Consider the following 26541-nt stretch of genomic DNA (forward strand, 5'->3'; position numbering starts at 1 on the left):
GGCGCCGGCGACCTGAGCATGTTCGTCGCCGCCGCCGCAGGCACCCTCCTCTACCTCCTCACCCACCGCCTCAAGCCCCTCTGGACCCGCGAGGCACCGACACCGGTGAGCCCGGTGAACAAGGCGCCCGCCGACCTCTCCTGACGGCACGTCAAGGCCGGCCATCACGTCCCTCGGGGTGTGGTGACCGGCCCTTCGGCTTACCGGGAGCTTCCCGTGCGGACATCACGCCGTAACGAAGCGCCTGTCTACTGGTGTGCAACGATGATTCCTGTCAGTGGACATCTCTCGGGAGGCCCCATGACGACCGGCCGGACAGACCAGCCAGACCGAACAGACCAGGTAGACCAGGTAGACCGGGCAGACCTCGCCGAACTCGTCCGGCGCGACGGCATCGCCTTCGTGCTCGCCGTCTTCGTCGACCTGACCGGCAAGCCGTGCGCCAAGCTCGTCCCCGCCCAGGCCGTCGAGGAACTGCGCGACGAGGGTGTCGGCTTCGCCGGATACGCCGCCGGAGCGCTCGGCCAGCGGCCCAGCGACCCCGACGTCGTCGCCCGGCCCGACGTCACCTCCTACACCCCCCTCCCGTTCGTCAAGCCCGGCCTCGCCCTGGTCCACTGCGACCCGTACGTACGGGGCGAGCCCTGGCCGTACGCCCCGCGCGTGATCCTGCGTTCGCTGCTGGAGCGGGCCGCCGCGCACGGACTCTCGCTCGCCGTCGGCGCGGAGGTCGAGTACTTCCTGGTCAACCGGGACGAACACGGCACGCTCAGCGTCGCCGACCCCCGGGACACCGCCGCCCAGCCCTGCTACGACGCCCACGGGCTGACCCGGATGTACGACCACCTCACCGCCGTCTCCGGCGCGATGAACAGCCTCGGCTGGGGCAACTACGCCAACGACCACGAGGACGGCAACGGACAGTTCGAGCAGAACTTCCGGCACGCCGACGCCCTCACCACCGCCGACCGGGTCATCACACTGCGCTATCTGGTGTCGGTGCTCGCCGAACAGCGCGGCATGACCGCCACGTTCATGCCGAAGCCGTTCACCGACCGCACCGGCACCGGGATGCATCTGCACCTGTCGCTGTGGCGGGGCGACGAGCCCGCCTTCCCGGACCCGGCCGACGCGCGGGGCCTCGGACTCTCCCCGCTCGCCTACTCCTTCGTCGCCGGGATCGTCGAACACGCGCGGGCCCTCCAGGCCGTCATCGCGCCCACCGTCAACTCCTACAAACGCACCGGTGCCGTCTCCACCCGCTCGGGCGCCACCTGGTCGCCGCGCGTGGCGGGCTACGGCGGCAACGACCGCACCCACTTCGTCCGCGTCCCCGACGGCAACCGCGTCGAACTGCGCGGCGGGGACGGCGCCGCCAACCCCTACCTCGCCGCCGCGGCCACCCTGGCCGCGGGACTCGACGGCATCGAGCGCGGCCTCGACCCGGGGGAACCCGGCGCCCCCGGCAAGGGCCCCGAACTCCCGCCCACACTGCTGCACGCCGTGGAGGCCCTGCGGGCCGACGACGTCATCAGCGGCACCCTGGACGCGGCCGGGCCGGGGGTGAGCCAGTACTTCGCCGACCTCAAGCGCGAGGAGTTCTTCGACTGGCACTCCACCGTCGGCGCCTGGGAGCTGGACCGTTACCTGACCGCCTTCTGAAGGGACCGGAGATGTGCGGAATCGTCGGGCTCCATCTACGGGAGCCCTCCCTGGAACCCCGGCTGGGCGAACTGCTCACCGCGATGCTGGGACAGGTCGTCGAGCGGGGCCCGGACTCGGCCGGCGTCGCCGTCTACGGCGACCCACGGCTGACCCCGCCGGGCACGAACGTCGTCTCGCTGCTCGGCACCTCGAAGGCCGAGGTCGAGGCGGCGCTGCCGGGCACGGTGGCCCACGACGCCGACGCCACGACCGTCGTGCACGCGCCGGCCGCGCGGCTCGCCGCCGCGCTGCCGCACGCCAGGGTGATCGGATCCGGCGAGGGGTGCGCCGTGCTCAAGGGCACCGGCGACCCCGTCGAGCTGGCCGACTCCTTCGCCCTGGCCGGCCTGAGCGGCTGGCAGGGCGTCGGGCACACCCGGATGGCCACCGAGTCGGCGGTCACGCCCGAGGGCGCCCACCCCTTCTCGGTCGGACCCGGCCAGTGCCTGGTGCACAACGGCTCGTTCGCCAACCACGCCACCATCCGCCGCGAACTGCGCGCCCAGGGCGTGCGGTTCGACAGCGAGAACGACTCCGAGGTCGGCGCCCGCTTCATCGCCCACCACCTGGAGCAGGGCGCCGGCCTGGAGAAGGCGCTGAAGCTGCTCTGCGAGCGCTTCGACGGCTTCTACACGCTGCTGGTGGCCACCGGTGACTCCTTCGCGGTCGTCCGGGACGCCATCGCGTGCAAGCCGGCCCTGGTCGCGGAGACCGACGCCTGGGTGGCGATGGCCTCCGAGTACCGGGCGCTGGACGTCCTGCCGGGCATCGAGCACGCCCGCATCTTCGAACCCGAGCCGGAAGAGGTGTACGTGTGGCGACGCTGATCGACCTGGCCGAGAGCCCCGTGCGGGAGCTCAACCGGGCCCTGCACACACCGCAGGCGACCGCCTACCGCGTCCTGAACCCCCGCGGCGCGCACGCCGTGGCCTGCGGCATCCGCGAGGACGTCACCGTCGACGTGGAGGGGCATGTCGGCTACTACTGCGCCGGGATGAACCAGCACGCCACGGTCACCGTCCACGGCAACGCGGGCACCGGGGTCGCCGAGAACATGATGTCCGGCACCGTCCGGGTCCGGGGCAACGCCTCCCAGTCGGCCGGCGCCACCGCCCACGGCGGTCTGCTCGTGATCGACGGCGACGCCTCGGCGCGCTGCGGCATCTCGATGAAGGGCGTGGACATCGTCGTCGGCGGAAACGTCGGCCACATGAGTGCGTTCATGGGCCAGGCCGGGCGGCTCGTCGTCTGCGGCGACGCGGGAGACGCGCTGGGGGACTCCCTGTACGAGGCCCGGATCTACGTGCGCGGCACGGTCAAGTCCCTCGGCGCGGACTGCGTGGAGAAGGAGATGCGCGTCGAACACCTCACCGAACTCGCCGAGTTGCTCAAGGCGGCCGAACGGGACGAGGACCCGGCCGGGTTCCGGCGCTACGGATCGGCACGGGAGCTGTACCACTTCAAGGTCGACAACACGGCCGCGTACTGAGGGAGTGAGAACGACCATGGACCCCGCATCCCACGGCCTGCGCGAGTCGGCGACCTTCGACCGCGCCACCATCCACGCCATCCAGCGTGCCGCCGACACCGGCATCTACGACATCCGCGGCTGGGGCGCCAAGCGCCGGCTCCCGCACTTCGACGACCTGCTGCTGCTCGGCGCCTCCATGTCCCGCTATCCGCTGGAGGGCTACCGTGAGCGCTGCGACACCGACGTCGTGCTCGGCACCCGGCACGCCACGAAACCGCTGCGGCTCGCCACCCCCGTCACCATCGCCGGGATGAGCTTCGGCGCGCTGTCCGCCCAGGCCAAGGAGGCGCTCGGCCGGGGCGCCAGCGAGGTGGGCACCTCCACCACCACCGGCGACGGCGGGATGACCCCCGAGGAGCGCGGCCACTCCAAGCACCTCGTCCACCAGTACCTGCCGTCCCGCTACGGCATGAACCCCGACGACCTGCGCGCCGCCGACGCCATCGAGGTCGTCCTCGGGCAGGGCGCCAAGCCCGGCGGCGGAGGCATGCTGCTCGGGCAGAAGGTCACCGAACGGGTCGCCGGCATGCGGACGCTTCCCGTCGGCATCGACCAGCGCAGTGCCTGCCGGCACCCCGACTGGACCGGCCCCGACGACCTCGCCATCAAGATCCTCGAACTGCGCGAGATCACCGACTGGGAGAAGCCGGTCTATGTGAAGGTCGGTGCGACGCGGACGTACTACGACGTGAAGCTGGCCGTCCACGCGGGCGCCGACGTCGTCGTGGTCGACGGCATGCAGGGCGGCACGGCCGCCACCCAGGACGTCTTCATCGAGCACGTCGGCATCCCCACCCTCGCGGCGCTGCCCCAGGCGGTGCGGGCGCTCCAGGAGCTGGGCGTCCACCGCCAGGTGCAGCTGATCGTCTCCGGCGGCATCCGCTCCGGCGCCGACCTCGCCAAGGCCCTCGCCCTCGGGGCGGACGCGGTGGCCATCGGCACGGCGGCGCTGATCGCCCTCGGTGACAACCATCCCCGCCATGACGCCGAGTACCGCGAACTGGGGTCCGCCGCGGGCTACTTCGACGACTACCAGGACGGCCGCGACCCCGCGGGCATCTCCACCCAGGACCCCGACCTGGCCGCCCGGCTCGATCCCGTCGAGGGCGGCCGACGCCTGGCCAACTTCCTTCGGGTGATGACCATGGAGGCCCAGACCCTGGCCCGCGCCTGCGGCAAGGCCCATCTGCTCCACCTCGAACCCGAGGACCTGGTCGCCCTCACCATCGAGTCCGCGGCGATGGCCCGCGTCCCGCTCGCCGGCACCGACTGGATCCCCGGAGCGGGCCGGTGATCGCCGTCGTCGGCGCCGGACTGATGGGCGCCGCCACCGCGTGGCAGCTCGCCCGGCGCGGCCACGAGGTCACCCTGATCGAGGCGTACGACATCGGGCACCGGCGGGGCAGTTCGCACGGCAGCTCCCGCATCTTCCGGTACGCCTACGCCGACCCCTTCTACGTGGGCCTGGCGGGGCGGGCGTACGAGGAGTGGCGCGAGCTGGAGCGGGACAGCTCGACGCCCTTGCTGCGGACGACCGGTGGGCTCGACCTGGGGGAGGGGCGCGATCCGGAGGGGCTGGCCGCCGTCCTCGCGGCGAGCGGAGTGCCGTACGAACTCCTCACCGCAGGCGCCGCCGCCGAACGCTGGCCGCAGATCCGTTTCGACGGCCCGGCGCTCCACCACCCCGGCGCGGGGGTCCTGGACGCCGACGGGACGGTCGCCGCGTGTGTGCGCACGGCGGCCGGGCACGGCGCGCACGTCGTGACCGGCACGCGGGTCGAGGACATCGGGCAGCGCGACGACGGCGGAGTGCTGCTGCGCACGGGGGACGGCCGGGAGTTCGCCGCCGACACGGTGGTGATCGCGGCCGGGGCCTGGCTGCCCGACCTCGGACTCCCCTGCGCGCTGCCCCCGTTGCGCGTGACCCAGCAGCAGGTCTTCCACTTCCGTCGGCGCGACCCCGCCGCGGCCTGGCCGGTCCTGGTCACCAAGGGAGACGGTATGCAGGTCTTCGGCCTGCCCTCCGGCAGCGACGGCGGTCCGGCGCCCGCGATGAAGGTCGCCGAGCACGACCGCGGCACCCCCGCCACGGCCCGCACCCGCAGCGGGCTCGTCGACCCCGGCTCGCGCACCCGGGTGAGCGGCTTCGTCCGCGACCGCCTCCCGGGCCTCGACCCGCACCCGCACGCCGAGGCCACCTGCCTCTACACCACCACCCCCGACGAGGACTTCGTCCTGGACCGCCACGGCCCGCTGGTGATCGTGTCCCCCTGCTCGGGACACGGCGCGAAGTTCGCCCCGCTGATCGGGGCGATGGCCGCGGACCTGGCCACCGGCCGGGCCGAACCCCACCCGCGCTTCCGTCTGGCACGCGGGGGCTAGGATGCGCCGGTGAGCGAGCACGACGAGCAGCCGGCGGGGCCGGCGGACGCCGACGACAAGGCGCTGGAGCGGATCATCGCGACCAGGACCCGTGAATACCGGCAGGCCACCGGGCTCTCGGTCGGGGAGATGGCCCAGCGCATCGGCATCTCCAAGGCCATGCTGTCGAAGATCGAGAACGCCCAGACGGCGTGCAGCCTCACCACCCTGTCCCGTCTGGCGCGCGGCCTCGACGTCCCGGTGACCGCGCTGTTCCGGGGCCTGGACGACGAACGCGAGGCGGTCTTCGTGCCGGCCGGGCACGGGGCCCGCATCGTACGGCGCGGGACCCGGGTCGGCCACGAGTACGCCCAGCTCGGCTCGCTCAGGGGCGCCCACAAACGGATGGACGCCCTCCTGGTCACGCTCACCGAGCAGAGCGAGGTCTTCCCGCTCTTCCAGCACGCGGGCACCGAGATCCTCTACATGCTGGAGGGCGTCATGGTCTACGGCCACGGCAGCTCCAGCCACACCCTCCACCCCGGTGACGCCCTGCAGTTCGACGGTGAGGCCCCGCACGGCCCCGAGCGTCTCGTCGAACTCCCGATCCGCTTCCTGACGGTGACCGCGTTCGGCGACAGCCCGCACCACTGAGTCGCCGACCGGCCGATCCGGCCTGACGACCCGCCATAAACATAACGACGGTTCTTCTTGTAGGGTCTTACCGACCTTACAAGCAGAACCGTCGTTCTTTTTGAGGGAGGGTCGCGATGCCCAGGCTCACCGACGCGCGCAAGGAACTCCGGCGCGCGCAGATCACGGAGGCCGCCGTGCGCTGCTTCGGCCGCAACGGCCTGGAGCGCACCTCGATCGCCGACATCACCGCCGAGTCCGGGCTCTCGGCCGGCTCCATCTACGCCCACTACCGCAACAAGGCCGATCTGATCCAGGCGACCGCCCGCGAGGTGCTCGCCGAGCGCGCCAGGGTCCTCGGCGCGTACGCCGCGAGCGACACCCCGCCCGACCCCGACGACCTGCTCGCCCGGCTGACCGCCGCGATCGACCCCGCCGCCGCCCGGGTCGGCGTGCAGACCTGGGGCGAGGCCACCACCAACCCCGCCGTCCGCGACATCGTCGTCGACATGACCGACCGGATGCGCGGGATGCTCCACGACTGCGTCACCGCGTGGCTCGTCAAGGTCGAACACGCCGAGCCGGCCGGGGCCCGGGAGCGCGCCGCCCCGATCGCCCACCGTGTCATGGCGCTCTACCAGGCCGAACTGCTGTACACCGCCCTCCGGACACCGGCCGAGGAGACACCGTCATGACCACCCCGACCGCCGCGTCGGCCGACCGCACCGTCTTACGCGTCGGCTACGGCGCCCTCCAGCCGGACCGCCTGCACGACCGCCGCGAGGACGACGTCCTGGTGGTCACCAAGGTCGGCGCCGCCCCCAGAACGCCTGCAGTCTCGAGGCGACCGACCAGCCCGCCGCGGCCGAGGCCCTGGGCGTCACGCCCGCCCAGATCGGCCTCGCCCGGCTGCTGCACCACGCCCCGCACGTCCCGCACGTCCCGCTCGTCCCCGGGACCGTCGTGCACACCCAAGTCCCCACCCAAGTTCGCACCCAAGTCCGCACCCAAGTCTGCGCACCCGGATCAGAACGGATCGGAACGAACCATGAAAGCCATCGTCTACCGTGACCACGGCGGCCCCGACGTCCTCCGGCTGGTCGACCGTGACCTGCCCGCGCCCGGCCCGGGAGAGGTACGTGTCCGGGTCGCCGTGTCGGGGGTCAACCCCACCGACTGGAAGGCCCGTTCTCAGCCCGTCCCCCAGGGGTTCCCGGAGGTCACCCCGCACCTCGACGGCGCCGGCACGATCGACGCCGTGGGGGAGGGCGTCGACCGGAGCCGGGTGGGGCAGCGGGTCTGGGTGTTCCTGGCCGCCGCGGGGCGGCCCACCGGCACCGCCGCCGAGTTCACGGTCGTACCCGCCGAACAGGCCGTGCCGCTGCCCGACGGGGCTGGTTTCGACGTCGGTGCCGCACTCGGCGTCCCCGCCCTCACCGCGCACCGCGCGCTCACGGTCGCCGAGGACGGGCCGCGCCGACTGCGGCCCGGGGCGCTCGACGGCAGGGTGGTGCTCGCCGCGGGCGGCGCCGGGGCGGTCGGACACGCGGTGATCCAGCTCGCCCGCTGGGCCGGTGCCACCGTGATCGGCACGGTCAGCGGCCCGGAGAAGGCCCGGCTGGCCACGGCGGCGGGCGCGCACCACGTGGTCAACTACCGCGAGGGCGACCCGGCGGCCGAGATCCGCGGGATCGCCCCGGACGGCGTCGACCTCGTCGCCGAGGTGGCGCTCGGCGCGAACCTCGCCCTGGACCTGGCGGTGCTGCGCACCCGCGGCACGATCGCGACGTACGCCAACGACGGGGGCGGGCCGGTCGAGCTGGACGTGATGCGGACCATGGTGCTGAACGCACGCCTGCAGTTCGTGGTGCTCTACACGGCCGGACCGGAAGCCCGCGAGGCGGCCGTCGAGGACGTGACCGCGGCGGTCCGTGACGGCGCCCTGCCGGTGGGCGAGGCCCACGGTCTGCCCCTGGTCCGCTTCCCGCTCGACCGCACCGCCGACGCGCACCGGGCGCTGGAGAGCGGCACGGTCGGCAAGGTCCTGGTGGACGTCACGTCCTGACCGGGGCAGGCTCCGCCACTCCGCCACTCCGCTGCTCCGCTAGATCGCACGGAAGAGGTCGGCGGCGGCGTGGACGTCGGTGAAGTCCTCGACGGAGCGGAGGTTGTCGCACAGGGCTGCCAGCACCGAGTCGGCGTCGGCCGTGCGCGGTGTGCCGACGGCCACGCCGAAGAGCCGGAAGCCGAGCCGTCGCCTGGCCTCGTTCCAGGTCCGCGTCCACTCCTCGCCGACACCGCAGTCGTCGTCGGTGATCAGCACGATGTCGCCGCGGGTACGGGAGGTGTCGTCGAACTCCGCCTCCAGCAGGTCGGCGGCCGCCGTCAGCGGCGTCTGATAGCTGGTTCCGCCGCCGAGGAAGGTCTCCGCGAAGTCGAGGACCCGGTCGGTGGGGGCGGGCTCGTCGGCGGGGAAGCGGAAGACCCGGACCTTGCCGGGGGCGGAGAAGAGGATGCCGGCGAACTCGCGACCCGAGTGACGGGCCTGGTCGAGCAGGGCCAGCGCGCACGCCTTGGCCCACGCCTCCCGGGTCACTCCGCCGGGCCCTTCCTCGTACATGGAGTGCGAGGTGTCCACGCACACGACGACGGCGCCCCGCCCGGTGGCCTGCTCGCCGCGGCTGTCGTAGAGCATCAGCTCCCCGGCGGCGTACCGCGCGGCGAACACCGCGCGCAGCTCGGGCAGGGCGAGGCCCGCCAGTTCGGAGGGGATGACGCGGGAGAGGTCGTCGCCGAGGGTGACGCCGACGAGTTCCCCGGTGGTGTTCTCCACCTTGCGGGCGCGTTCGCCCTCCGCCATCAGGCGGAAGCGGCCGATCAGTTCGGCCCACCGGGCCAGGCGACCGCTGCGCAGCCGCTCGGCGAGCCGTGCCCGCTGTCCGAAGGGGATCCGTTGCAGTGCGGCGGGGGCGACGCCCCAGGCCCGCATGAGGGTGGCCTCCCCGCGTACGGCCTCCGCGGCCTGCGCCGTCGCGGCGCGGGCGGCGGTACGGAGGCCGGGGGCCGCCGCGGCGAGGGCCTGCGCGGCCCGCCGGCCGGACCGCTCGACGGCCCCCCGTGCGGCTCCGTCCGGGGCCGTCGCCGTGCCGTCGGAGATCTCCGGGGCCTGATCCTGCTGCCCGGCCTGCTCCTGAGCCGGCCGGGAGAGGTCCAGCATGCGGCGCAGCGCCGCGGCCTGGGCGAGGACCGCCATGGCGGCGGCGTAGGGGTCGCCGGCCGTCTCCCGGCGCAGCTCGGTGAAGTGCGGCGCCTCGGTCAGCGCGGTGATGATCCGGTGGTTGACCAGCCGGCCGGGGGCCATCTCGGCCGGCTCGCGCAGGCGCGGGGCGGCCTGGTACGCGGCCAGGAACGTGTCGGTGAGGAGGTCGACGGCGTGCGCGTGGCGCGCGTGCAGCTCCTCGGCCAGGTCGCGCAGCGCGGCCGACTGCTCGTAGGTGTCACGCCAGGTCATCCGGTCGAAGCGGTCGGCGATCACGGCGGAGGTGTGGCGCGCGGGAGGGGTGTCCATGGTTCCCGTTCCGGGGGCGTTCAGAGCTGGGCCTGGACCGTGCTCGCGTCCACGCCGAGGGCCTCGGTCAGGACGCGGGCGCGGACGGCGCGCTGGCGGCCGCTGACGCGGTCGATGGCCGTGGTGGAACGGCCCGCCTTCGCCGCCTCCCGGCGCAGGGTCTCCAGCCGCTTCCCCGCCGTGGCGAGCCTGTGGTGCGCCTTCTTGATGACCCATTCGCTCAGGGCCTCCCGGGACTGCCCCGCCATGGCGTCGAGTTGGGTCTCCAGCTCCTCGATGGTGTCGGCCAGGTCCAGCGCCTCCTTGGCGTCGGGGTTGACCAGGTGCAGCACTTCGCGCTCGACCGTGGGGCGTTGGGCGGGGGTGTCCCACAGCACATGGGTGAGCACCGGTAGATCGGTCTCGCCGACCGTCTCGCGGCCGTCGAGATAGGCGGAGGCCTGGAGCAGGCCGACCGCCTGGCGCCAGCGGCGGTCGGAGGCGACGAGTTCCCTGCGGCGCAGGGCGGCCCGCAGGGTGCACACCGCGTCCACGACGGCGTCGGGGACCTCGACGGCCGGGACGCCCTCGGACACGGCGTGCCGGAGCGCGGCCAGGTCCACGGTGGTGCGGGTCGGTGCCGCCGGGCGGCTGACGGCGGAGCGGACCAGCGCGGCGAAGTTCGAGGGGTCCTCCAGGTAGCCGACCTCGATCCGCACCAGCAGGCGGTCGTAGAGGGCGGCCGCGTCCTGTTCGCCGGGCAGTTCGTTGCTCGCGGTGATGGCGGCGATCAGGGGACAGCGGATCGGTTCGCCGCCGTTCTCGGGATGGTAGATGCGCTCGTTGAGGTAACCCAGGGTCTCGTTCAGCGCCGCGGTGGAGCACTTGAAGATCTCGTCGATGAACGCGACGTGCGCGGTGGTGGCACGGCCCTCGTAGACCTGGCGGTACTCGCCCCGGGCGAGCGCGGCGACGTCGATGGGGCCGAACATCCGTGTCGGAGCGGTGAACTTCGACAGGAGGATCTCCCAGTAGGCCGCCCCCTCGATCCTGCCCGTGAGTTCCCGCGCCAGCTCGGACTTCGCGGTTCCGGGCGGGCCGAGCAGCAACGAGTGCCGGCCGGCCAGGAGGGCGACCACCAGCGTCCGTACGACGTCGGCCCGCTCGTAGAAACGGTCCGCGAGCTCGTCGCCGATCGCCCGCAGCCGCTTGGCGGTGTCCTGTGCTTCCACGCTCAACTCCTTGCTGACGCCGCCCTGTTGGACGGCGAAGACGCTCCTGGCCGACTCGAAGCTATGCCGAAGTGGCCGGTGGATGCGGGCGATGGCGCATATCCGGAACGGTTCCGGGCCGGTTCCGGCCGACGCGGCGAGGATGGCGTGGGCCAGGTCGGTGGGGGCGAGGGTGACGTCGAGGAGAACCTCGCCGAACTCGGCCACGCGGTGCTGCACTTCTACCGGCGGTCGATCCGCATGCTCGGCCGCGACCGACCGAGACTTGGGAGCGCGCTCCCGGAAAGGGCGTTCCGCGATGGGGATGGAGGTCGTCGGCCTGGCGCCGACGGGCGAGCAGGGCCGTCTGTTCGTCAACAACGTGTACTGGTGGCGCCCGTTGGCGGAGTTCCTGCGCAGGGAGTTCCCGGACCTGACCGCCGGGTGCGCCGACTGGGACACCAACGCCGGGGACGGACTGGACGCCGAGGCCGCGCTCCGGCTGGGCGAGGCCGTCGAGCACGCCGTGGCCTGCGGCCGGGTCGCCGCGTACGGGGCACGGCGTGACGTACGCCTGTCCGCGCTGCCGTCCTCGGACTGCGACCTGTGCGAGGGGCGCGGGTACCGCACCGACAAGCTGGGCGTGTACTACGGACTCGACACGCCCCGGGACCCGGTCACGGGCAAGGGCGGCTGCAACAAGTGCGACGGCACCGGGACCGTCGAACCGCTGGAGCGGCAGTACGCGTTCGATGCCGACAACGTCATGAACTTCGCCGTGTTCCTGCGCGCTTCGGGCGGTTTCCGCATCGAGTGACCGGCCCCGGGAGCGCGTCCCGTCAACGCGGCCACCGACCCATGTGAGGATGGGCCGATGGGGTGGCTGAGGAAGCACGGGATACGGTCGGTCGGGCTGCTGGCCGCGGGGAGCGCGGCGTTCGCGCTGACCGCCTGCGGCACGGCCGGCGCCGGCGACGGGGGTTCGGACGACCGTGAGGCGCGGTACAAGCGGGTGATCGAAGAACCTCATCCGCGCCCCGCCGAGGTGATCGAGGCGGCCGGCGCTCCCGCGCGCGTGGTGCGCGCCGACGACGGTTCGCTGCTGCTGACGTACGACGCCGGGAACGTCGAGGACGACGAGGGCCCGGCCGCCTTCGCCTGGCGGATCGTGGGCCCCGACGGCCGTACCGTCGCCGAGCACGCCGAACACACGGACGCGGAGGACACACCGGCCTCGTTCGAGGGGACGGACGGCGGCTTCGTACGGGTGCCGCCGGAGGAGGATCCGGCGGGGTCGTACGTCCTCGACACGGACGGAAAGCGGCACGGCATCGTCGTCGCGGGGACACCTCTGCGGACCCGCCCCGGCGACATCCTGCTCCAGGACACGGAGCCGTTCCTCGTCCACCGCCCCGCCACGCGCACCGTCGCACCCCCGGCCGCGCTGCCCCACGACGCCACCGAGGTCGCTGTCGACGAGCGGGGCACGGTCTGGAGCCTGGACCAGCCTCCGACCGGCACCCCCGGACGTGTCGTACGGCAGCGCGCGGGCCGCACCCTCGGCACCACCGCCGTCCCGAAGCCGTACACGGCGGGCGTCCTGACGGCGCGCGGCGGCACCGCGGCGCTGTCCCTCCTGCGGGGCGAGCGGGTGCGCGGCCTGCTCCTGACCACGGACGACGGCGGACACTGGCGGACGGTCCTCGACGTCGGCATCCCCTGGAAGGAGCTGAAGAACGGCCCCGAGACGCTGGTCCTGGAGTCGCTCGCGGACGGGCGGCTGCTCGTCGGCGAGGAAGGCGGCTCCTACTGGCTCGCCGACGACCGCACCAACAGCGCCTTCCACCGGCTCGGCACACCGGCGGCGTTCACCTCGCTCACCGTCGCCGGCACCACGCTCTACGGCATCGTGGACGCCACGACGCCGACGTACGACCTGGTCGAGGACGAGGGGTTGTGGATCTCCGGCGACAGCGGCCGCACCTGGCGCCCGTACGAGGAGAGCTGACCGTGCGGACGGAGGCCGAAGGGGCCGCCCGGATCGATCCGCAGCTGCTGGTGCACGGGGAGTTCGAGCGGGTGCGGGGGCTGCTGGACGCGGCGACGGACGCCCGGGCCCGTCCGATCGCGGCGGTGTACCGCGCCTCGGCCCTTCTGCATCGGGACGCCACGCCAGGAGTACGCCGCCAGGTGCCGGCCCTGGACGCCGCCCGGTACGGCGAGCGGGAGTTGGCCGCCCGGATCTCCGCGGTGCCCGTGGAGGCGGCGGAGGGCACGGGGTGGGGCGTCGCGTGGGCCACGGCCGGCCGGGTCGATACCCGGTTCCGGTACGCCCTGACCGGCTTGACGGTGCCGTCCGTGGCGACGGCCGTGGGGGACGGCCGTACCGCCGCGGCTGCGCCGACAAGGTGACCGCGGTGGCGGTCGGCACCCTTGACGGTCGTCCGGTCGCCGTCACCGGCGCCGACGACCGGGGGGTGCGGGTGTGGGACGCGGTGACGGGGCGCCGGATCGGCGAGGCTCTGGACGGCATCGCCTGTTCCGCCCGGGCGCTGACGACGGGTGTGGTGGAAGGCCGCGGGATCGTGCTCGTCGGCAGCCACGACGGTACGGCGTGGCGGGCCGACCTGGGCACCGGCCGACCGCTCGGTCCACCGTTGCGCGGCCACACGGACGGGGTGTCCGCCGTGGCGCTGGGCACGATGGCCGGACGGGCGGTCGCCGTCACCGGGAGCCGGTACGCCACGGTGCGGGTGTGGGACGCGGTGACGGGCGAGCCGATCGGCGAGGGACCGGTGTTCCCCGACGAGGTGGGCGCGGTGGCCGTGACGCCGGACGGGCGGCCGGCCGTCGCGTACGGCACGGAACTCGCCGTCCTGGTCCCTCTCGGCCCACGGACGCCCTGTGGTCAAGCGGAAGTTGAAGAAGTTACAGTGTCGGCCTCACGTGATCGGCCGCTGTCTTCTGAAATGTGAGCGCCCCAACCCGGCGTCTCCGGGAAGGGGTTCGGTGGAACAGGAGACCGCGCCCCGGCAGCGGGAGCGACGAGCGCGCCCACCGATTCCGCCGTACACGTTTCCGCCGGCTGCGACCCTCAGCGACGTCCTCGATGCCCGGGCCCGGTCCACGCCTCACCGCCCGGCGTTCCGCTTTCTGCCCGACGGGACGAGCGACCGGGTCGGGACATGGACCTACGCGGAGCTGAAGCGGCACGCCGACGCCGTGGCGGCCCGGTTACGGGCCGGAGGGCACGGCGGCGGCCGGGTGGTGCTGGCCGGTCGGCCCGGACTGCCTTTCGTGGCCGGGCTGTTGGGTGTGTTCCAGGCCGGTGCGACGGCCGTCCCGGCCTTCCCCCCGACCAACCGGCGGGCCGTGACCCGGCTGCGCGCGATCCTGGCCGACTGCGGGCCGGGCGCGATCCTGGCCGACTCCCGGCACGAGCGGCGCTTCGCCGGGACGACGGTCGGCGGGCAGGGGCTTCCCCCCTTGATCCCGTTGGACGACTTACCTCCCGCACCGGCCGCGACCGCTTCCCCCGATCCGGTGCGGCCGGCCGACACGGCTCTCATCCAGTACTCGTCCGGCTCGACCGGCGACCCGAAGGGCGTCGAGCTGACGCACGCCCATCTGATGAGCAACTGCCGTTCCCTCGAACGGCACATCGGCGTGGAGGACGACCGGGTCGGGCTGACCTGGTTGCCGCCGTACCACGACATGGGACTCATCGGGACGATCATGCTGGCGCTCCACGGCGGCTGGCCGCTGCTGATGATGACGCCGGAGCACTTCGTCCAGCAGCCGGCCCGCTGGCTCCGGGCGATCACCGAGCACCGGGTGACCATCACCGTCGCGCCGAACTTCGCCTTCCAGCTCTGCGCGGACACCGTGGACGACGAGGACCTGGCCGGCGTGGACCTGTCGTCGCTCCGGCAGGTCTTCTGCGGCTCCGAGCCGATCGCGCTCGACACGCTCGACGCCTTCCGGAAGCGGTACGTGTCCCTGGGCTACCGGGAGAAGACCCTGATCCCGTGCTACGGGCTGGCGGAGGCCACGCTTCTCGTGACGGCCAAGGAGCCCGGGACGGACCTCCGCGTGGAGTGGGTGGACCGCGAGGCGCTGTCCCGTGGCCGGGCGGTCACCCGGGACGCGCCCCCGCGCGAGGCCGCGCCGCACCCGGAGGGCGACGCGGTGCCCGTCGTCGGGTGCGGAGCCCCGGCGGAGGGCCATGAACTCCTGGTCGTCGATCCCGACTCCGGCCGGACACGGGCCGACGGCGTCGTCGGGGAGATCTGGGTCCACGGGCCGCATGTCGCCGTCGGCTACCACGGCAGACCCGGGCCGACCGCCGCGGTGTTCGGCGCGACACCCGCCGACCGCGCGGAGCGGCACGGCGGCCCGTCGAGGACGTATCTGCGGACCGGCGATCTCGGCTATCTGCGCGACGGCGAACTCTTCGTCACCGGCCGGATCAGCGGACTGCTCGTGGTGGCCGGCCGCAATCTGTACCCCCAGGACGTCGAGCGTACGGTGGACCGCGCCGACCCGTCCGTCCACCGTTCCGTGGTCTTCGCGGTGCCGGGCACGCCCGAGGAACAGGTCGTGGTGGTCGCCGAAGTGCGGGACAGGCGCCCGACCCGGGCCGAACTCGACGCCCTGCGCGGCAGGTTGCTGGCGGCGGTGGCCGCCGAGCACGGCGTCCGGCCGGCCGGCGTGCACCTGGTGCGGATCGGCACCATCCCTCTGACCACCAGCGGGAAGATCCGCCGGGCGGCGGCCCGTTCGGCGTATCCGGAGCACACCCTGGGCAGCGTCCTCGTAGCGTCCGACGCCGTACCTTCCGACGCCTCCGGAGACGGGGAGCCGCACCATGACCACTGAAGCCCCGCCCGAGGACCGCCGTGTGCGGGCGCTCGCCCGGACCACGGTCGGCGGATCCACGGCCGGTTGCGCGGCCGCGGTCCTCTTCACCGTCCACCACGGCTGGTCGTGGCTGCACTTCGGCCTGTTCGCCGGCATGTACCTCGTCACCTCGCTCGGCGTCGAGGGCGGGCTGCACCGGTTCTTCTCGCACCGCTCGTTCTCCGCCGGCCCGGTGCTGACCTACCTGTGGGGCATCGCGGGCAGCATGGCGGCGCAGGGGCCGATCCTGTTCTGGGTGTCCGTGCACCGCAAGCACCACGCCTTCGCCGACCGGGACGGCGATCCGCACTCGCCACGCCCGCGGGGGGAGGGACGGCTGGCGGTACTGCGCGGCCTGTGGCACGGCCATGTCGGCTGGCTGTTCACCGTCCGGCGGGAGGGCTGGGCGAAGTTCGTCCCCGACCTGCTGCGCAATCGCCATGTCCACAGCGTCGACCGCCACTACCTGGCCTGGGTCGCCCTGGGGCTGGTCCTGCCGGCCGGTGTGGGCTGGGCGGTGACCGGCCGCCCCGTCGACGCGCTCGGTGGACTCCTGTGGGGCGGATTCGCCCGCATGTTCGTCCTCGACCACGTGACGTGGACGGTCAACTCCCTGGGCCACACCTGGGGCCGCCGCCCGTACGCCACCCGCGACTCCAGCCGGAACCTCGCCGCGCTCGCGCCGGTCTCGGTGGGCGGGTCCTGGCACAACAACCACCACTCCCAGCCGGCGCTGGCACACAACCGGCACCGGTTCTGGCAGCTCGACCTCACCGGCGGGGTGATCAGCCTCCTGGACCGGGCGGGACTGGTGTCGGACGTCCGCTACCCGGCGCGCACGGGCGCGGCCCGGGAAGACCGGTAGCAGAGGGAGAGGGAACCATGGCGGCTGTCAGCGCCCCGGAGGGCATCGTCCGGCTCGACCCGAGAAGCCTGCGGATCAAGAGATTCTCGGCGCTGACCACCATGGTCCTGCCGCTCCTCGGCACCGTCGCCGCCGGATACCTGCTGGCCACCGGGCGGTTCACGGCGACCGATCTGATCCTGTTCGGCGTGTTCTACTGTGTGCACCTCGGCGGCGTCACCATCGGGCTGCACCGCTACCTCGCCCACAAGGCGTTCAGGACCTCGCCCTGGTTCCAGGACGTCCTGATGGCCGCCGGGTCGATGGCCGCGCAGGGCCCGCTGCTGTTCTGGGTGGCGACCCACCGGCGGCACCACAAGTACGCCGACCGCGAGGGCGACCCGCACTCGCCCAACCTCCACGGCACCGGCCTCAAGGCCCGGATGCGCGGCCTGTGGTACGCGCACCTGCCGTGGATGCTCAGCGACGAGTCCTCGAAGTGGTCCGTGTACGCGCCGGACATCCTGCGCGAGCGACGCCTGATCCTGCACCACCGCCTCTATCCGGTGTGGGTGACGGCGGGGCTCGTCCTGCCGGCCGCGATCGGCCTCGCCGTCGGGCACACGGCCCGGTCGGCCTTCTCCGGGCTCGTCTTCGGCGGCCTCGCCCGCATCTTCGTCGCCAACCAGGCCGCGTGGTGCGTCGGTTCGCTCTGCCACGCCTTCGGCAGCAGGCCGTTCGACAACGGGGACAGGAGCACCAACAACTGGTGGGTCGCCGTCCTCACCTTCGGCGAGGGCCTCCAGAACAACCACCACGCGTTCCCCGGCTCCTACCGCCACGCCACCCGGTGGTGGGAGCCCGACCTCAGCGGCTGGCTGCTGACCGCCCTCGGCCGGCTGCACATCGTATGGAACCTGCACGAGCCCTCAGCCGCGCGGATAGCCCGGAAACGACAGGAGCCCCACCGTGTTTCGCCGTGACAAGAACGCCCGCACCTCCGACGGCCCGGTCACCGAGGAGGCCATCCGCGCCTGGATGGTCGACTACCTGGTGGACAAGCTGTCCGTGGACCCCTCCGCCGTCGACACGAGCCAGGCCTTCGAGGACTACGGGCTCGACTCCCGCGCCGGGATCCAGATGTGCGGAAAGCTGGAGAAGTTCGTCGAACTCCGCCTGTCGCCCGCCCTGTTGTACGAGCACTCCTCCATCGACGCCGTCGCCGCCCATCTCGGCCGGCGGCTCGCCGAGGAGCACGGCCACTGAGAGCGACGGCGAGAGCGAGGACGTCATGGCGGCACGCGGCATTCCGACCGGTCCGGACCGGCGCTTCGAGGAGTTCCTCGAGAAGTCACGGGCGCTGGAGGGGCGGCACCTGACCGAGTCGATCCCGCGCGAGTACTTCACCCCGCGCACGGCCCGCGGACTGCTCGGGTTCGCCGTGAGCCTCGCCCTCTACGCGGGGGCGATCACCGGAGTCGTGTTCTCCCCGTCCTGGCTGCTCGACGTCCCGCTGTGGTTCACGGCCGGCCTCGGCGGCTGGGGCCTGCACTGCATCGCGCACGACTGCGGCCACGGCTCCTTCTCCCGGTCGCGACGCCTCAACACCGCCGTGGGAAGCGTCGCGCTGCTCCCGCTGGTCTACCCGTACCATTCCTGGCGCCATGTGCACAATCTGCATCACTCGTACACCAACAACCTCGAACTCGACACCGACTGGCGGCCGTTGCCCCCGGACGCCTACCGACGCCTCTCGCCCTTCGCCAAGGCCGTCTACGCGGGCACCCGCACCTGGGCCTTCTGGGGCGGGACGGTCCGCTACTGGTTCGTGTCGGGCTTCCGGCCCGGCTACTTCCCCAAGCGGTCGATGCGCCGCGAGGTGTGGCGGTCCATCGCCTTCACCGCGCCCGTCGCCGTCGCCGGCCTGACCTCGCTCGTGGTGTTCACCGGCGTACGAGGCCTCCTGGCCTACTTCGTGCTGCCCTGGCTGATGACCCATCTGTGGTTCAGCGCCACGACCCTCATGCACCACAGCGCCGCCGACGTCCCCTTCCTGACCTCGCAGCACTGGACCCGCAACGCCGCGCGGCTGCTCCTCACCACGGACTACGCGTATCCGAGGCTGCTGTCGTTCCTGACCCACAACATCTCCGTCCACACCGCGCACCACGTGGCCCCGGCGATCCCGTTCTACAACCTCCCCAAGGCACAGCTCGCGCTGAAGAGCGCCCATCCGGGCATGGTCCGCGAGGAGCGGCTCAGGCTCGGCGGGCTGTGGCGCATCCTGCGCAGCCTGCATCTGTACGACACGGAAGCGGGCTTCTACACCGACTTCGAGGCGGCGAGGCAAGCGCCGGGAACGACCAAGTGACGTCCATGGAGGCATGGTCATGCCAGCGACCGATCATCAGCTGACCGAGCCGGTCACGGGACCTGCCGAACCGGTCAGGGGACCCGCCGAGCCGGAGATGGGCCCCGCCGAGGCCCTCGCCGAGCTGTTCACCCCGGCCGGAAAGCACCACCCCTACCCCCTCTACGACGCCCTGTGGGGACTCGGCCCGGTGATCCCCCTGGGCCCCGCCGGCACGCTCGTCCTCGGCTACGACGAGATCTGCACCGCCCTGCGCGACCCCCGTTTCCTCGTCACCGACGCCGCCGTGCACCGGACGACCGGCATGAACGACCACTCCTCGTGGCAGTGCTTCACCAAGATCATGATGTTCAGCAACTCGCCCGACCACGAGCGCATGCGACGCTTCGCCGGCTGGGCCTACGCGCCCCGCCTGGTCGCCGAACGCCGTCGGCTCGCGGTCGGGGCGGCGGAGCGCTGGACCGCCCACCTCGCCACCCTCGACGGCGGCGGTCCCGACGGCGGCGGCCCCGTCGACCTGGTCGAGGCCTTCGCCACCCGCGTCCCGATCACCGTCACCGGGGACCTGCTCGGCATCCCCGAGGCCGACCGCATGGAGCTGCGCGGCGCCGTCACCGCGACCACGACGGCCTTCGAGCCCGTCTTCGACCGCGACGAACTGCTGCCCGCCGACGCGGGGATGGACGTCCTGGTCGACTACCTCGCCGACCTCGTACGGGACCGCCGACGCCGCCCGGCAGACGACCTGATCAGCGTGATGGTGCGGGACCGGGACGCCGCCGGAGCGCTGAGCGAGGACGAACTCGTCGCCAGCCTGGTCATGTTCCTCATCGCCGGTGTGCAGAGCCCCAGCGACCTGATCGGCAACGCGGTACGCCTCGCCCTGCACCACCCCGCCGAGGGCCGCAGGATGACCACGGACGAGGAGCACACCGCCGCCTTCATCACCGAGACCCTGCGGATCGACCCGCCGAACCACGTCCTGACGCGGTCCGCCGCGACCGACATCGACCTGCACGGCCACCGCGTCGCCGCCGGCAGCAGGGCCCTGCTGGTCCTCGCCGCCGCCAACCGCGACCCCCGCCGGTTCACCGACCCGGCGGCCTTCGACACCGCCCGCGAGGACAACCGGCCGCTCTCCTTCGGCCTCGGCCCGCACTACTGCCTGGGCGCCGCCTTCGCCAGGATGCAGGTCGAGGCCGCCGTGCCCGTCCTCCTGCGCCGCTTCCCGCGCATGACCCTCGCGGCCCCGCCCACCCACCGGGACCAACTCGTGACCCGCGGCTTCGCCCGCATGGAGGTGGTGCTCGGCTCCTAGACGACCGGGTTCATCGCAGCAGGGCTCGAACGAACTGACCACGAGGGGGAGTTGGCCATGAAGGCCGAGAACATCGACGAGGTCGTGGACGGGCTGGCCGGGATCGTGCGGGAGGCCCGCCGCGCGGGGGACCGCATCGGGTACTTCGCGGCCCTGTACCGACAGGTGACCGTCGAGGTCCGTACGGGCATCCACGCCGGGCTGTTCGAGGACGGCGCCCGGATGGACCGCTTCGACACGCTCTTCGGCAACCGCTACTTCGACGCGTACGACGCCTGGCGCCGCGACCGCAGCGGACCGCGCTGCTGGCGCCGGACGTTCGGCCTGCTCACCGACGCCGACACCGTCATCGTCCAGCACCTGCTGCTCGGCGTGAACGCGCACATCAACCTCGACCTCGCCGTCGCGGCCGCCCGCACCGCCCCGGGCGAGGACATCCACGCGCTGCGGCACGACTTCCTGCTCATCAACGACATCCTGGGGCGGGTGGTGCTCGCCGTGCAGGACTCGGTCGACGACCTGTCGCCGTTCCTGTCGCTGCTGGACCAGGTCGGGGCCCGCACCGACGAACGCATCCTCGACTTCAGCGTCCGCCGGTCCCGCGAGGAGGCCTGGCACAACGCCGTTCTGCTGGCCGGTCAGGACGCGGCGGAGCAGGCGGCCACCATCGAGCGGCTCGACGTCAGGGCGGCCGTGCTCGCCCGGCTGATAGCCCGCCCGGGCGGGCTCGTCCGGCCGGCCCTGGAGCTGATCCGGCGAACGGAGAGCGACGACGTGTCCGCCGTCATCCAGCATCTCGACCGTGCCATGCAGCGGCCCTCCGGCGGGTGAGGGAGCGGCGAGCACGCCGGTTTACTCGCCGCAGACTCACTTGCCGATGCTTTGACGATCCGTTCCTGGCACGTTCAACCCGCCGTCCGTGCCCGTGTCGTGTGCCGCCCCTAAGTTCCTTCACTGTTGCGAAGGAAGGGACTCATGGACACACTTCCCGCGGTCCGGGCCCGAGGCATCACCAAGTGCTTCGGCGAGGTGGTCGCCCTCGACGGCGTCGAACTGGAGGTGGCACAGGGGCGGATCCACGGTCTGGCAGGGCCGAACGGCGCCGGCAAGACCACGTTGCTCGGGCTCCTGCTGGGCCTCGCCCTCCCCGACAGCGGCCGTCTGGAGATCCTGGGCGCGCCGGTCGAGAAGGCGCTCGCCGGTCCCGACGGGGTCGCGGGCTTCGTGGACGGGCCCGGTCTCTACCCGTCGCTGACCGCCCGGCAGAACCTCGCCGCGCTGGCCGGCCTCCGCGGCCAGGACGCGCGGACGGCGGGGATCGACGACGTGCTCGACCAGGTCGGGCTCACCGATGTCGCCGACGACAGGACCCGCGGCTTCTCCCTCGGCATGCGCCAACGGCTGGGGCTCGCCGCCGCGTTGCTCACCAGGCCCCGGCTGCTCGTCCTCGACGAACCCGCCAACGGACTCGACCCGGTCGGCACCCGCCATGTGCGCCGTGTCCTCACCCGGCTCGCCGCCGAGGGCACGAGCGTGGTCCTCTCCACCCACCGGATGGACGACCTCGACGCCCTGTGCAGCGAGGTCACCATCCTCGCCACCGGACGGGTCGTCTTCTCCGGCCCGTTGAACGAGCTGGCCGCCGGGAACCGTGAACTCGACCACCGGCTGCGGACGTCCGACCCGGAGACGGCGAGGAAGCTGGCCGCCGAGGCGCCCGGGATCCGGGTCGTCGAGGACACCGGGGTACGCCACGATCCCGAGGTGGCCGTCGTCCGCGGGTCGGTGCCCGCGCTCGACGAACTCGTCGCGACCGTCGTGCGGTCGGGCATCGCGGTGCGTGAACTCACCCCCGTCGTACCGCCCCTCGAGGCCGCCTTCCTCGCCCTCACCGAGCAGCAGGAGACCGGCGGATGACCGCGCCCAGCGCCAGCGCCACCGCCAGCGCGTCCGCCGTTCCCGCACCGGCCGCCGCCCGCCGTGTCCCGGTGGCCCGCTGCTACCGCTTCGAACTCGTCAAGCTGTTCTCGCAATGGCGGATCCGGCTGCTGGTCCTCGCCTGCTGGATCGGGCCGGGACTCTTCGTGGCCGGGGTGAGCGTGCAGAGCACGCTGCCCACCGACACCCTCTTCGGCCGCTGGATGCACGCCACGGCGTGGGCCGGACCGCTGGTGATGCTCGGCTTCGCCGGCACCTGGGCGCTGCCGCTCCTGGCGTCGGTCGTCGCCGGTGACGTGTTCGCCTCCGAGGACCGGCTCGGCACCTGGCGCCATCTGCTGGTCGCGGTCCGCTCGCCCGGGCGGATCTTCCTGGCGAAGACGCTGGCCAGTCTCACCGTCGTCCTGCTGCTGGTGGCCGGGCTGGCCTGTTCCAGCACGGCCGGCGGGCTGCTGACGGTCGGTTCCCATCCGCTGGTCGGCCTCGACGGCCGGCTGCTGGCACCGGGGGACGCCGCCGCACGGGTGCTGCTCGCCTGGGCCTGCGCCCTCGCCCCGACCCTGGCCCTCGCCGCGATCGGACTGCTCGGATCGGTCGCGCTGGGCCGGTCCCCGACGGGCCTGCTGCTGCCCCCGCTCCTCGCCCTCGCCACATCGGTCGCCCAGATGCTGCCGCTGCCCGTCGCGGTGCGCCTCGCCCTGCCCGGCTACGCCTTCGTCTCGTGGAACGGCCTGTTCACCAGCCCGCAGCAGCTGCGCCCGCTCCTGATCGCCGTCGCGGTCAGCCTGGCGTGGGCGCTCCTGGCGACCCTGCTGGCCCGTCTGCTGTTCCTGCGGCGCGACTTCACCAACCCGGCCTACGACGGTGCCGGGCGTCGCGCGCTCACCCTCGGGCTGCTGCCGCTCGCCGGACTGACCGCCCTCACCGTCACGGCGGTCGCCCTGGCGACCCCTTCGGCCGGTTCCGGCATCGAGCAGGACAAGGTCCAGCGGTCCCTCGCCACGGCTTTCGCCCACCTCTACCGCCTGCAGACGGCTCAGCTCCACCGTCCCGCCGTGACCGAGGACCGGTTGCGGGCCACGGCTGCCTGCACCAAGAGCGACGGGCAGGGCGCCCAGGAGGGCGCGGGCAACGACTGGCGGTGCGTCGTCACCTGGCATCTGCCCGGCGTCCCGGTCGCGGGGACGGCCGTCTACCAGCTCGACATCGGCTCGGACGGGCGGTTCGTGGCGGACGGCGACGGGCCGAAGGAAGTGAACGGCTATTTCCTGGTGCGTACTTCGACCGGAGACGCCCCGAACCCCCTGTGGCAGTTCGACGGCGTCGTCGAGCTGCTGGACACCACCTCGAAGGGACAGTTCCATGCAGGTAACACGGCAGCGCCGGGTTGACGAGAAGGAGCGGGTCACCCTCTTCGGCAGACGTGTCGGACGCCGGACCACGCTGGTCACGGCGGGCATCGCCGTCGCCCTGGGGGTCACCGGCACCGCGGTCGCCTCGACGTACCAGTTCGGCACCCAGCACGTCGGCCAGGTCACGGCCCGCGGCCAGGTCGTCTCCGCCGACCAGTACATCAAGCCCTACGGCACCCGCACCGTCATCGACGACGGCAAGATCATGTCGTCGACGGTCGGCCCGGACGGCACGCACCTCGCGGCCTCGATCGCCGACGGCGACGCCTCCCTCGTCATCATGGACCTGGCGACCGGTCGGGTGCAGCAGAAGATCGGCACCAACGCGGCCGACGACCTGCGCATCGGCAGCGGCTCGGTCGGCCAGGAGGGCCCCACGTACTCGCCCGACGGCAAGCAGCTGTGGCTGGGCCAGGCGGGCGGCTACACCAGGTTCACCGTGAACGCGGACGGCACGCTCGCCGACCCGACCACCGTCCCGATCGCCGACCAGGGCTCCCGACAGGCCCTGGTGGGCGCGGCGGTGTTCTCGGCGGACGGCTCCACCGTGTACGCGGCCGTCAACGGCCAGAACCGGGTCGTCGCCCTCGACGCGGCGACCGGCGCCGTCCGGCGGAGCTGGACCGTGGGCACCGCCCCGCGCGGCATCGCCCTGGTCGGCGGCCGGCTCTACGTCAGCAACGAGGGCGGCCGCGCCGCCACAGCGGGCGACACCACGATCAACTCCTACGGCACCGACGTACCGGCGAACCCCGACACCGGCGCCAGCACCACCGGCACGGTCAGCGTCATCGACCCGGCGGACCCGTCCGCCGCCGTCGGCACCATCGCCGTGGGACTGCACCCGACCGCGGTGTACGCGGCGAAGGGCGCGGTGTTCGTCACCGACACCGCCGACAACAGCGTGTCGGTCATCGACCCCCGCAAGGGCAAGGTCGTCCAGACCATCGCCACCCAGCCGTGGCCGCAGGCGTCGGTCGGCTACGAGCCGGACGCCGTGACCCTCACCGACGACGGCCGGCTGCTGGTGACCCTCGGCCGCGCCAACGCCGTCGCCGTCTACCGCTACACCTCCGCGCAGCAGCCGGCCCGCTCCATCGGCCTGCTCCCCACGGACTACTTCCCCTCCGGGATCACCACCGTCGGCAAGGAGGTGATTGTCTCGAACACCCGGGGCGTCGACGCCCTCCGCCCCGACAGCGCCGGCCACAACACCCACGACACGACGTCGAGCCTGACCCGGTTCACCCTGCCGGACGACAGCGTGATCAGGTCCGCCACGGCCAAGGTGTTCCGGCAGAACGGCTGGACCGGCGACTCCGTCCGGACGTCCCAGGGCCGCGGCCACGCCAGGGCGGTACCGGTCCCGGCGCGGCTCGGCGACCCCTCGACGATCAAGCACGTCTTCCTGCTCGTCAAGGAGAACCGGACCTACGACCAGGTGTTCGGCGACCTCCCGCAGGGCGACGGGAACGCGTCGCTGACCCAGTTCGGCGACAACGTGACGCCTAACCAGCATGCGCTGGCACAGCAGTTCGGGCTGTACGACAACTTCTACGACATCGGCACGAACTCCGCCGAGGGCCACAACTGGCTGATGCAGTCGGACAATCCGGAGTACACCGAGTCCTCGGCCGGTGAGTACACGCGCAGTTACGACACCGAGAACGACGTCCTCGGGCACCAGAAGTCCGGGTTCATCTGGACGGGTGCCGAGGCGGCCGGGAAGTCCGTCAAGGACTTCGGCGAGTTCCAGTCGCTGGAGACCAAGCCGGCCGACGCCACCTGGCAGAACCTGTACTGCGACAGCAAGAACATGGCCGCGACCGGCGCCGGCACCGCGTACCCGATCAGGACGGGCTCGGCGATCCCCTCCCTCAACGACGTGTCGGTGCAGGGCTTCCCGCTGTTCGACCTCGGTGTCCCGGACATCTACAAAGAGCAGATCTGGAAGCAGGACTTCGAGAAGAACGGCCCCGCGAACCTGAACATGTTCTGGTTCTCCAACGACCACACCGGCGGCCCGGCCAACGCGGCAGCCGAGGTTGCCGACAACGACCTCGCGGTCGGCAGGATGGTCGACGAGATCTCGCACAGCAGGTACTGGAAGGACTCCGCGATCTTCGTGGTCGAGGACGACTCCCAGGCCGGACTCGACCACGTCGACGGCCACCGTGCCCCGGTCCAGGTCATCAGCCCGTACGCCCGGCACGGCACCGTCGACAGCCGCTACTACTCGCAGATCACGATGGTCCGCACCATCGAGCAGATCCTCGGGATCCACCCGATGAACCAGCTGGACAGCGCCGCCACCCCCATGTACGGGGCGTTCACGCGGAAGGCGGACGACACGCCGTTCACGGCGGTGCCCAACCGGACCTCGCTGACCCTCGGGGTGAGTCCCCAGCCCTCCTGCGGCGCGGACACCCCGGCGGCACAGAACACCGAGGCGGCCCCCGCGCCGACGTCCGTCACCGTGCCGGCGGCGCGGCGCAAGCTCGCGGCACAGTGGAAGACCTGGGCCTCGCACCAGCGGCTGACCGGCCCGAACGCGGTGCCCGACTACGCGAACCCGACCCAGATGAACCGCTACACCTGGTACCAGACCCACGACTGGACCAAGCCGTACCCCGGCGACACCAAGGTCTACGCGCCCGACGACGTACCGGGCGCCTACCTGCCGTCCCCGGAGTCCGACGGCTGAGCGGCACCGGGCGACGCCATCGAGCCGGTGACGCGGGATGCCCGCTGCGTCGGGTGATCTCCGCGTGC

General features: G+C 72.7%; 24 protein-coding genes and 1 pseudogene. 23 read left to right on the plus strand and 2 right to left on the minus strand.

From position 1 onward, the window contains the following. Positions 1 to 300 precede the first annotated feature (300 nt). The 9 genes and pseudogenes from glnT to ABZ490_RS16670 all read left to right on the plus strand — a co-directional run bounded on the left by glnT (position 301) and on the right by ABZ490_RS16670 (position 8294). On the plus strand, positions 301 to 1662 hold the full coding sequence (glnT, locus tag ABZ490_RS16630; protein WP_358989929.1) for a type III glutamate--ammonia ligase: 1362 nt from the start codon (positions 301 to 303) through the stop codon (positions 1660 to 1662). 11 nt (positions 1663 to 1673) lie between these two features. Then, positions 1674 to 2531, plus strand: coding sequence for a glutamine amidotransferase (locus ABZ490_RS16635; protein WP_358989932.1), 858 nt, complete (start codon positions 1674 to 1676; stop codon positions 2529 to 2531). Next, positions 2519 to 3193 (plus strand): glutamate synthase, encoded by a 675-nt coding sequence (locus ABZ490_RS16640; RefSeq protein ID WP_358989935.1) that lies wholly within the window; start codon positions 2519 to 2521, stop codon positions 3191 to 3193. Before ABZ490_RS16635 ends, ABZ490_RS16640 begins: the two co-directional genes overlap by 13 nt. Positions 3194 to 3209: 16 nt before the next feature. Continuing rightward, positions 3210 to 4529 carry an FMN-binding glutamate synthase family protein gene (locus ABZ490_RS16645; protein ID WP_358989938.1) on the plus strand — a complete coding sequence of 440 codons (1320 nt, stop codon included), beginning with the start codon at positions 3210 to 3212 and terminating at the stop codon, positions 4527 to 4529. After that, positions 4526 to 5617, plus strand: coding sequence for an FAD-dependent oxidoreductase (locus ABZ490_RS16650; RefSeq protein ID WP_358989941.1), 1092 nt, complete (start codon positions 4526 to 4528; stop codon positions 5615 to 5617). The genes ABZ490_RS16645 and ABZ490_RS16650 overlap by 4 nt, the downstream gene beginning before the upstream one ends. 9 nt (positions 5618 to 5626) lie before the next feature. Continuing rightward, entirely contained in the window at positions 5627 to 6250 is a 624-nt protein-coding gene (locus ABZ490_RS16655; protein ID WP_358989944.1) for an XRE family transcriptional regulator, read from the plus strand. A 116-nt stretch (positions 6251 to 6366) separates the two neighbouring features. After that, complete coding sequence (locus ABZ490_RS16660; RefSeq protein ID WP_358989947.1) at positions 6367 to 6924, plus strand: TetR family transcriptional regulator; 558 nt, start codon at positions 6367 to 6369, stop codon at positions 6922 to 6924. Between the two features lie 163 nt (positions 6925 to 7087). Then, positions 7088 to 7189 (plus strand): annotated as a pseudogene (locus ABZ490_RS16665) (aldo/keto reductase); the annotation flags it as partial. Positions 7190 to 7277: 88 nt separating this feature from the next. Then, positions 7278 to 8294, plus strand: a complete 1017-nt coding sequence (locus ABZ490_RS16670; protein WP_358989950.1) for an NADPH:quinone reductase — start codon at positions 7278 to 7280, stop codon at positions 8292 to 8294. Positions 8295 to 8333: 39 nt separating this feature from the next. Here ABZ490_RS16670 and ABZ490_RS16675 read toward each other — a convergent pair whose 3' ends face one another. Both ABZ490_RS16675 and ABZ490_RS16680 read right to left on the minus strand, forming a co-directional pair. Beyond that, a complete protein-coding gene (locus ABZ490_RS16675) occupies positions 8334 to 9797 on the minus strand; it encodes a VWA domain-containing protein (RefSeq protein ID WP_358989952.1) in 1464 nt (487 codons plus the stop codon). 20 nt (positions 9798 to 9817) lie between these two features. Further along, complete coding sequence (locus ABZ490_RS16680; protein WP_358990443.1) at positions 9818 to 11014, minus strand: AAA family ATPase; 1197 nt, start codon at positions 11012 to 11014, stop codon at positions 9818 to 9820. A 292-nt stretch (positions 11015 to 11306) separates the two neighbouring features. Between ABZ490_RS16680 and ABZ490_RS16685 the strand changes: the two genes are divergently transcribed. The 14 genes from ABZ490_RS16685 (at position 11307) to ABZ490_RS16750 (ending at position 26473) form a co-directional block, all read left to right on the plus strand. Continuing rightward, complete coding sequence (locus ABZ490_RS16685; protein ID WP_358989955.1) at positions 11307 to 11804, plus strand: hypothetical protein; 498 nt, start codon at positions 11307 to 11309, stop codon at positions 11802 to 11804. 57 nt (positions 11805 to 11861) lie between these two features. Continuing rightward, positions 11862 to 12995, plus strand: a complete 1134-nt coding sequence (locus ABZ490_RS16690) for a hypothetical protein (RefSeq protein WP_358989958.1) — start codon at positions 11862 to 11864, stop codon at positions 12993 to 12995. 2 nt (positions 12996 to 12997) lie between these two features. Continuing rightward, positions 12998 to 13399 carry a hypothetical protein gene (locus tag ABZ490_RS16695; RefSeq protein ID WP_358989961.1) on the plus strand — a complete coding sequence of 134 codons (402 nt, stop codon included), beginning with the start codon at positions 12998 to 13000 and terminating at the stop codon, positions 13397 to 13399. Positions 13400 to 13404: 5 nt separating this feature from the next. Further along, entirely contained in the window at positions 13405 to 13962 is a 558-nt protein-coding gene (locus tag ABZ490_RS16700; protein WP_358989964.1) for a hypothetical protein, read from the plus strand. A gap of 34 nt (positions 13963 to 13996) precedes the next feature. Then, positions 13997 to 15865 (plus strand): fatty acyl-AMP ligase, encoded by a 1869-nt coding sequence (locus tag ABZ490_RS16705; protein ID WP_358989967.1) that lies wholly within the window; start codon positions 13997 to 13999, stop codon positions 15863 to 15865. Next, on the plus strand, positions 15855 to 16751 hold the full coding sequence (locus ABZ490_RS16710; protein ID WP_358989970.1) for an acyl-CoA desaturase: 897 nt from the start codon (positions 15855 to 15857) through the stop codon (positions 16749 to 16751). The genes ABZ490_RS16705 and ABZ490_RS16710 overlap by 11 nt, the downstream gene beginning before the upstream one ends. Before the next feature lie 17 nt (positions 16752 to 16768). Further along, positions 16769 to 17713, plus strand: coding sequence for a fatty acid desaturase (locus ABZ490_RS16715; RefSeq protein ID WP_358989973.1), 945 nt, complete (start codon positions 16769 to 16771; stop codon positions 17711 to 17713). Next, positions 17700 to 17996 carry an acyl carrier protein gene (locus ABZ490_RS16720; RefSeq protein ID WP_358989976.1) on the plus strand — a complete coding sequence of 99 codons (297 nt, stop codon included), beginning with the start codon at positions 17700 to 17702 and terminating at the stop codon, positions 17994 to 17996. Before ABZ490_RS16715 ends, ABZ490_RS16720 begins: the two co-directional genes overlap by 14 nt. Before the next feature lie 25 nt (positions 17997 to 18021). Then, positions 18022 to 19101 (plus strand): fatty acid desaturase, encoded by a 1080-nt coding sequence (locus tag ABZ490_RS16725; protein WP_358989979.1) that lies wholly within the window; start codon positions 18022 to 18024, stop codon positions 19099 to 19101. Between the two features lie 19 nt (positions 19102 to 19120). Further along, complete coding sequence (locus tag ABZ490_RS16730) at positions 19121 to 20419, plus strand: cytochrome P450 (RefSeq protein WP_358989982.1); 1299 nt, start codon at positions 19121 to 19123, stop codon at positions 20417 to 20419. A 57-nt stretch (positions 20420 to 20476) separates the two neighbouring features. Beyond that, complete coding sequence (locus ABZ490_RS16735; RefSeq protein ID WP_358989984.1) at positions 20477 to 21250, plus strand: DUF5995 family protein; 774 nt, start codon at positions 20477 to 20479, stop codon at positions 21248 to 21250. Positions 21251 to 21394: 144 nt separating this feature from the next. Beyond that, entirely contained in the window at positions 21395 to 22336 is a 942-nt protein-coding gene (locus ABZ490_RS16740) for an ABC transporter ATP-binding protein (RefSeq protein ID WP_358989987.1), read from the plus strand. Next, positions 22333 to 23748 carry an ABC transporter permease gene (locus ABZ490_RS16745; protein WP_358989990.1) on the plus strand — a complete coding sequence of 472 codons (1416 nt, stop codon included), beginning with the start codon at positions 22333 to 22335 and terminating at the stop codon, positions 23746 to 23748. The genes ABZ490_RS16740 and ABZ490_RS16745 overlap by 4 nt, the downstream gene beginning before the upstream one ends. Beyond that, positions 23720 to 26473 carry an alkaline phosphatase family protein gene (locus tag ABZ490_RS16750; RefSeq protein ID WP_358989993.1) on the plus strand — a complete coding sequence of 918 codons (2754 nt, stop codon included), beginning with the start codon at positions 23720 to 23722 and terminating at the stop codon, positions 26471 to 26473. The genes ABZ490_RS16745 and ABZ490_RS16750 overlap by 29 nt, the downstream gene beginning before the upstream one ends. Positions 26474 to 26541 lie beyond the last annotated feature (68 nt).

It is taken from the genome of Streptomyces sp. NPDC005811 (assembly GCF_040630405.1).
In the GTDB taxonomy this organism is placed as follows: Bacteria; Actinomycetota; Actinomycetes; order Streptomycetales; family Streptomycetaceae; genus Streptomyces.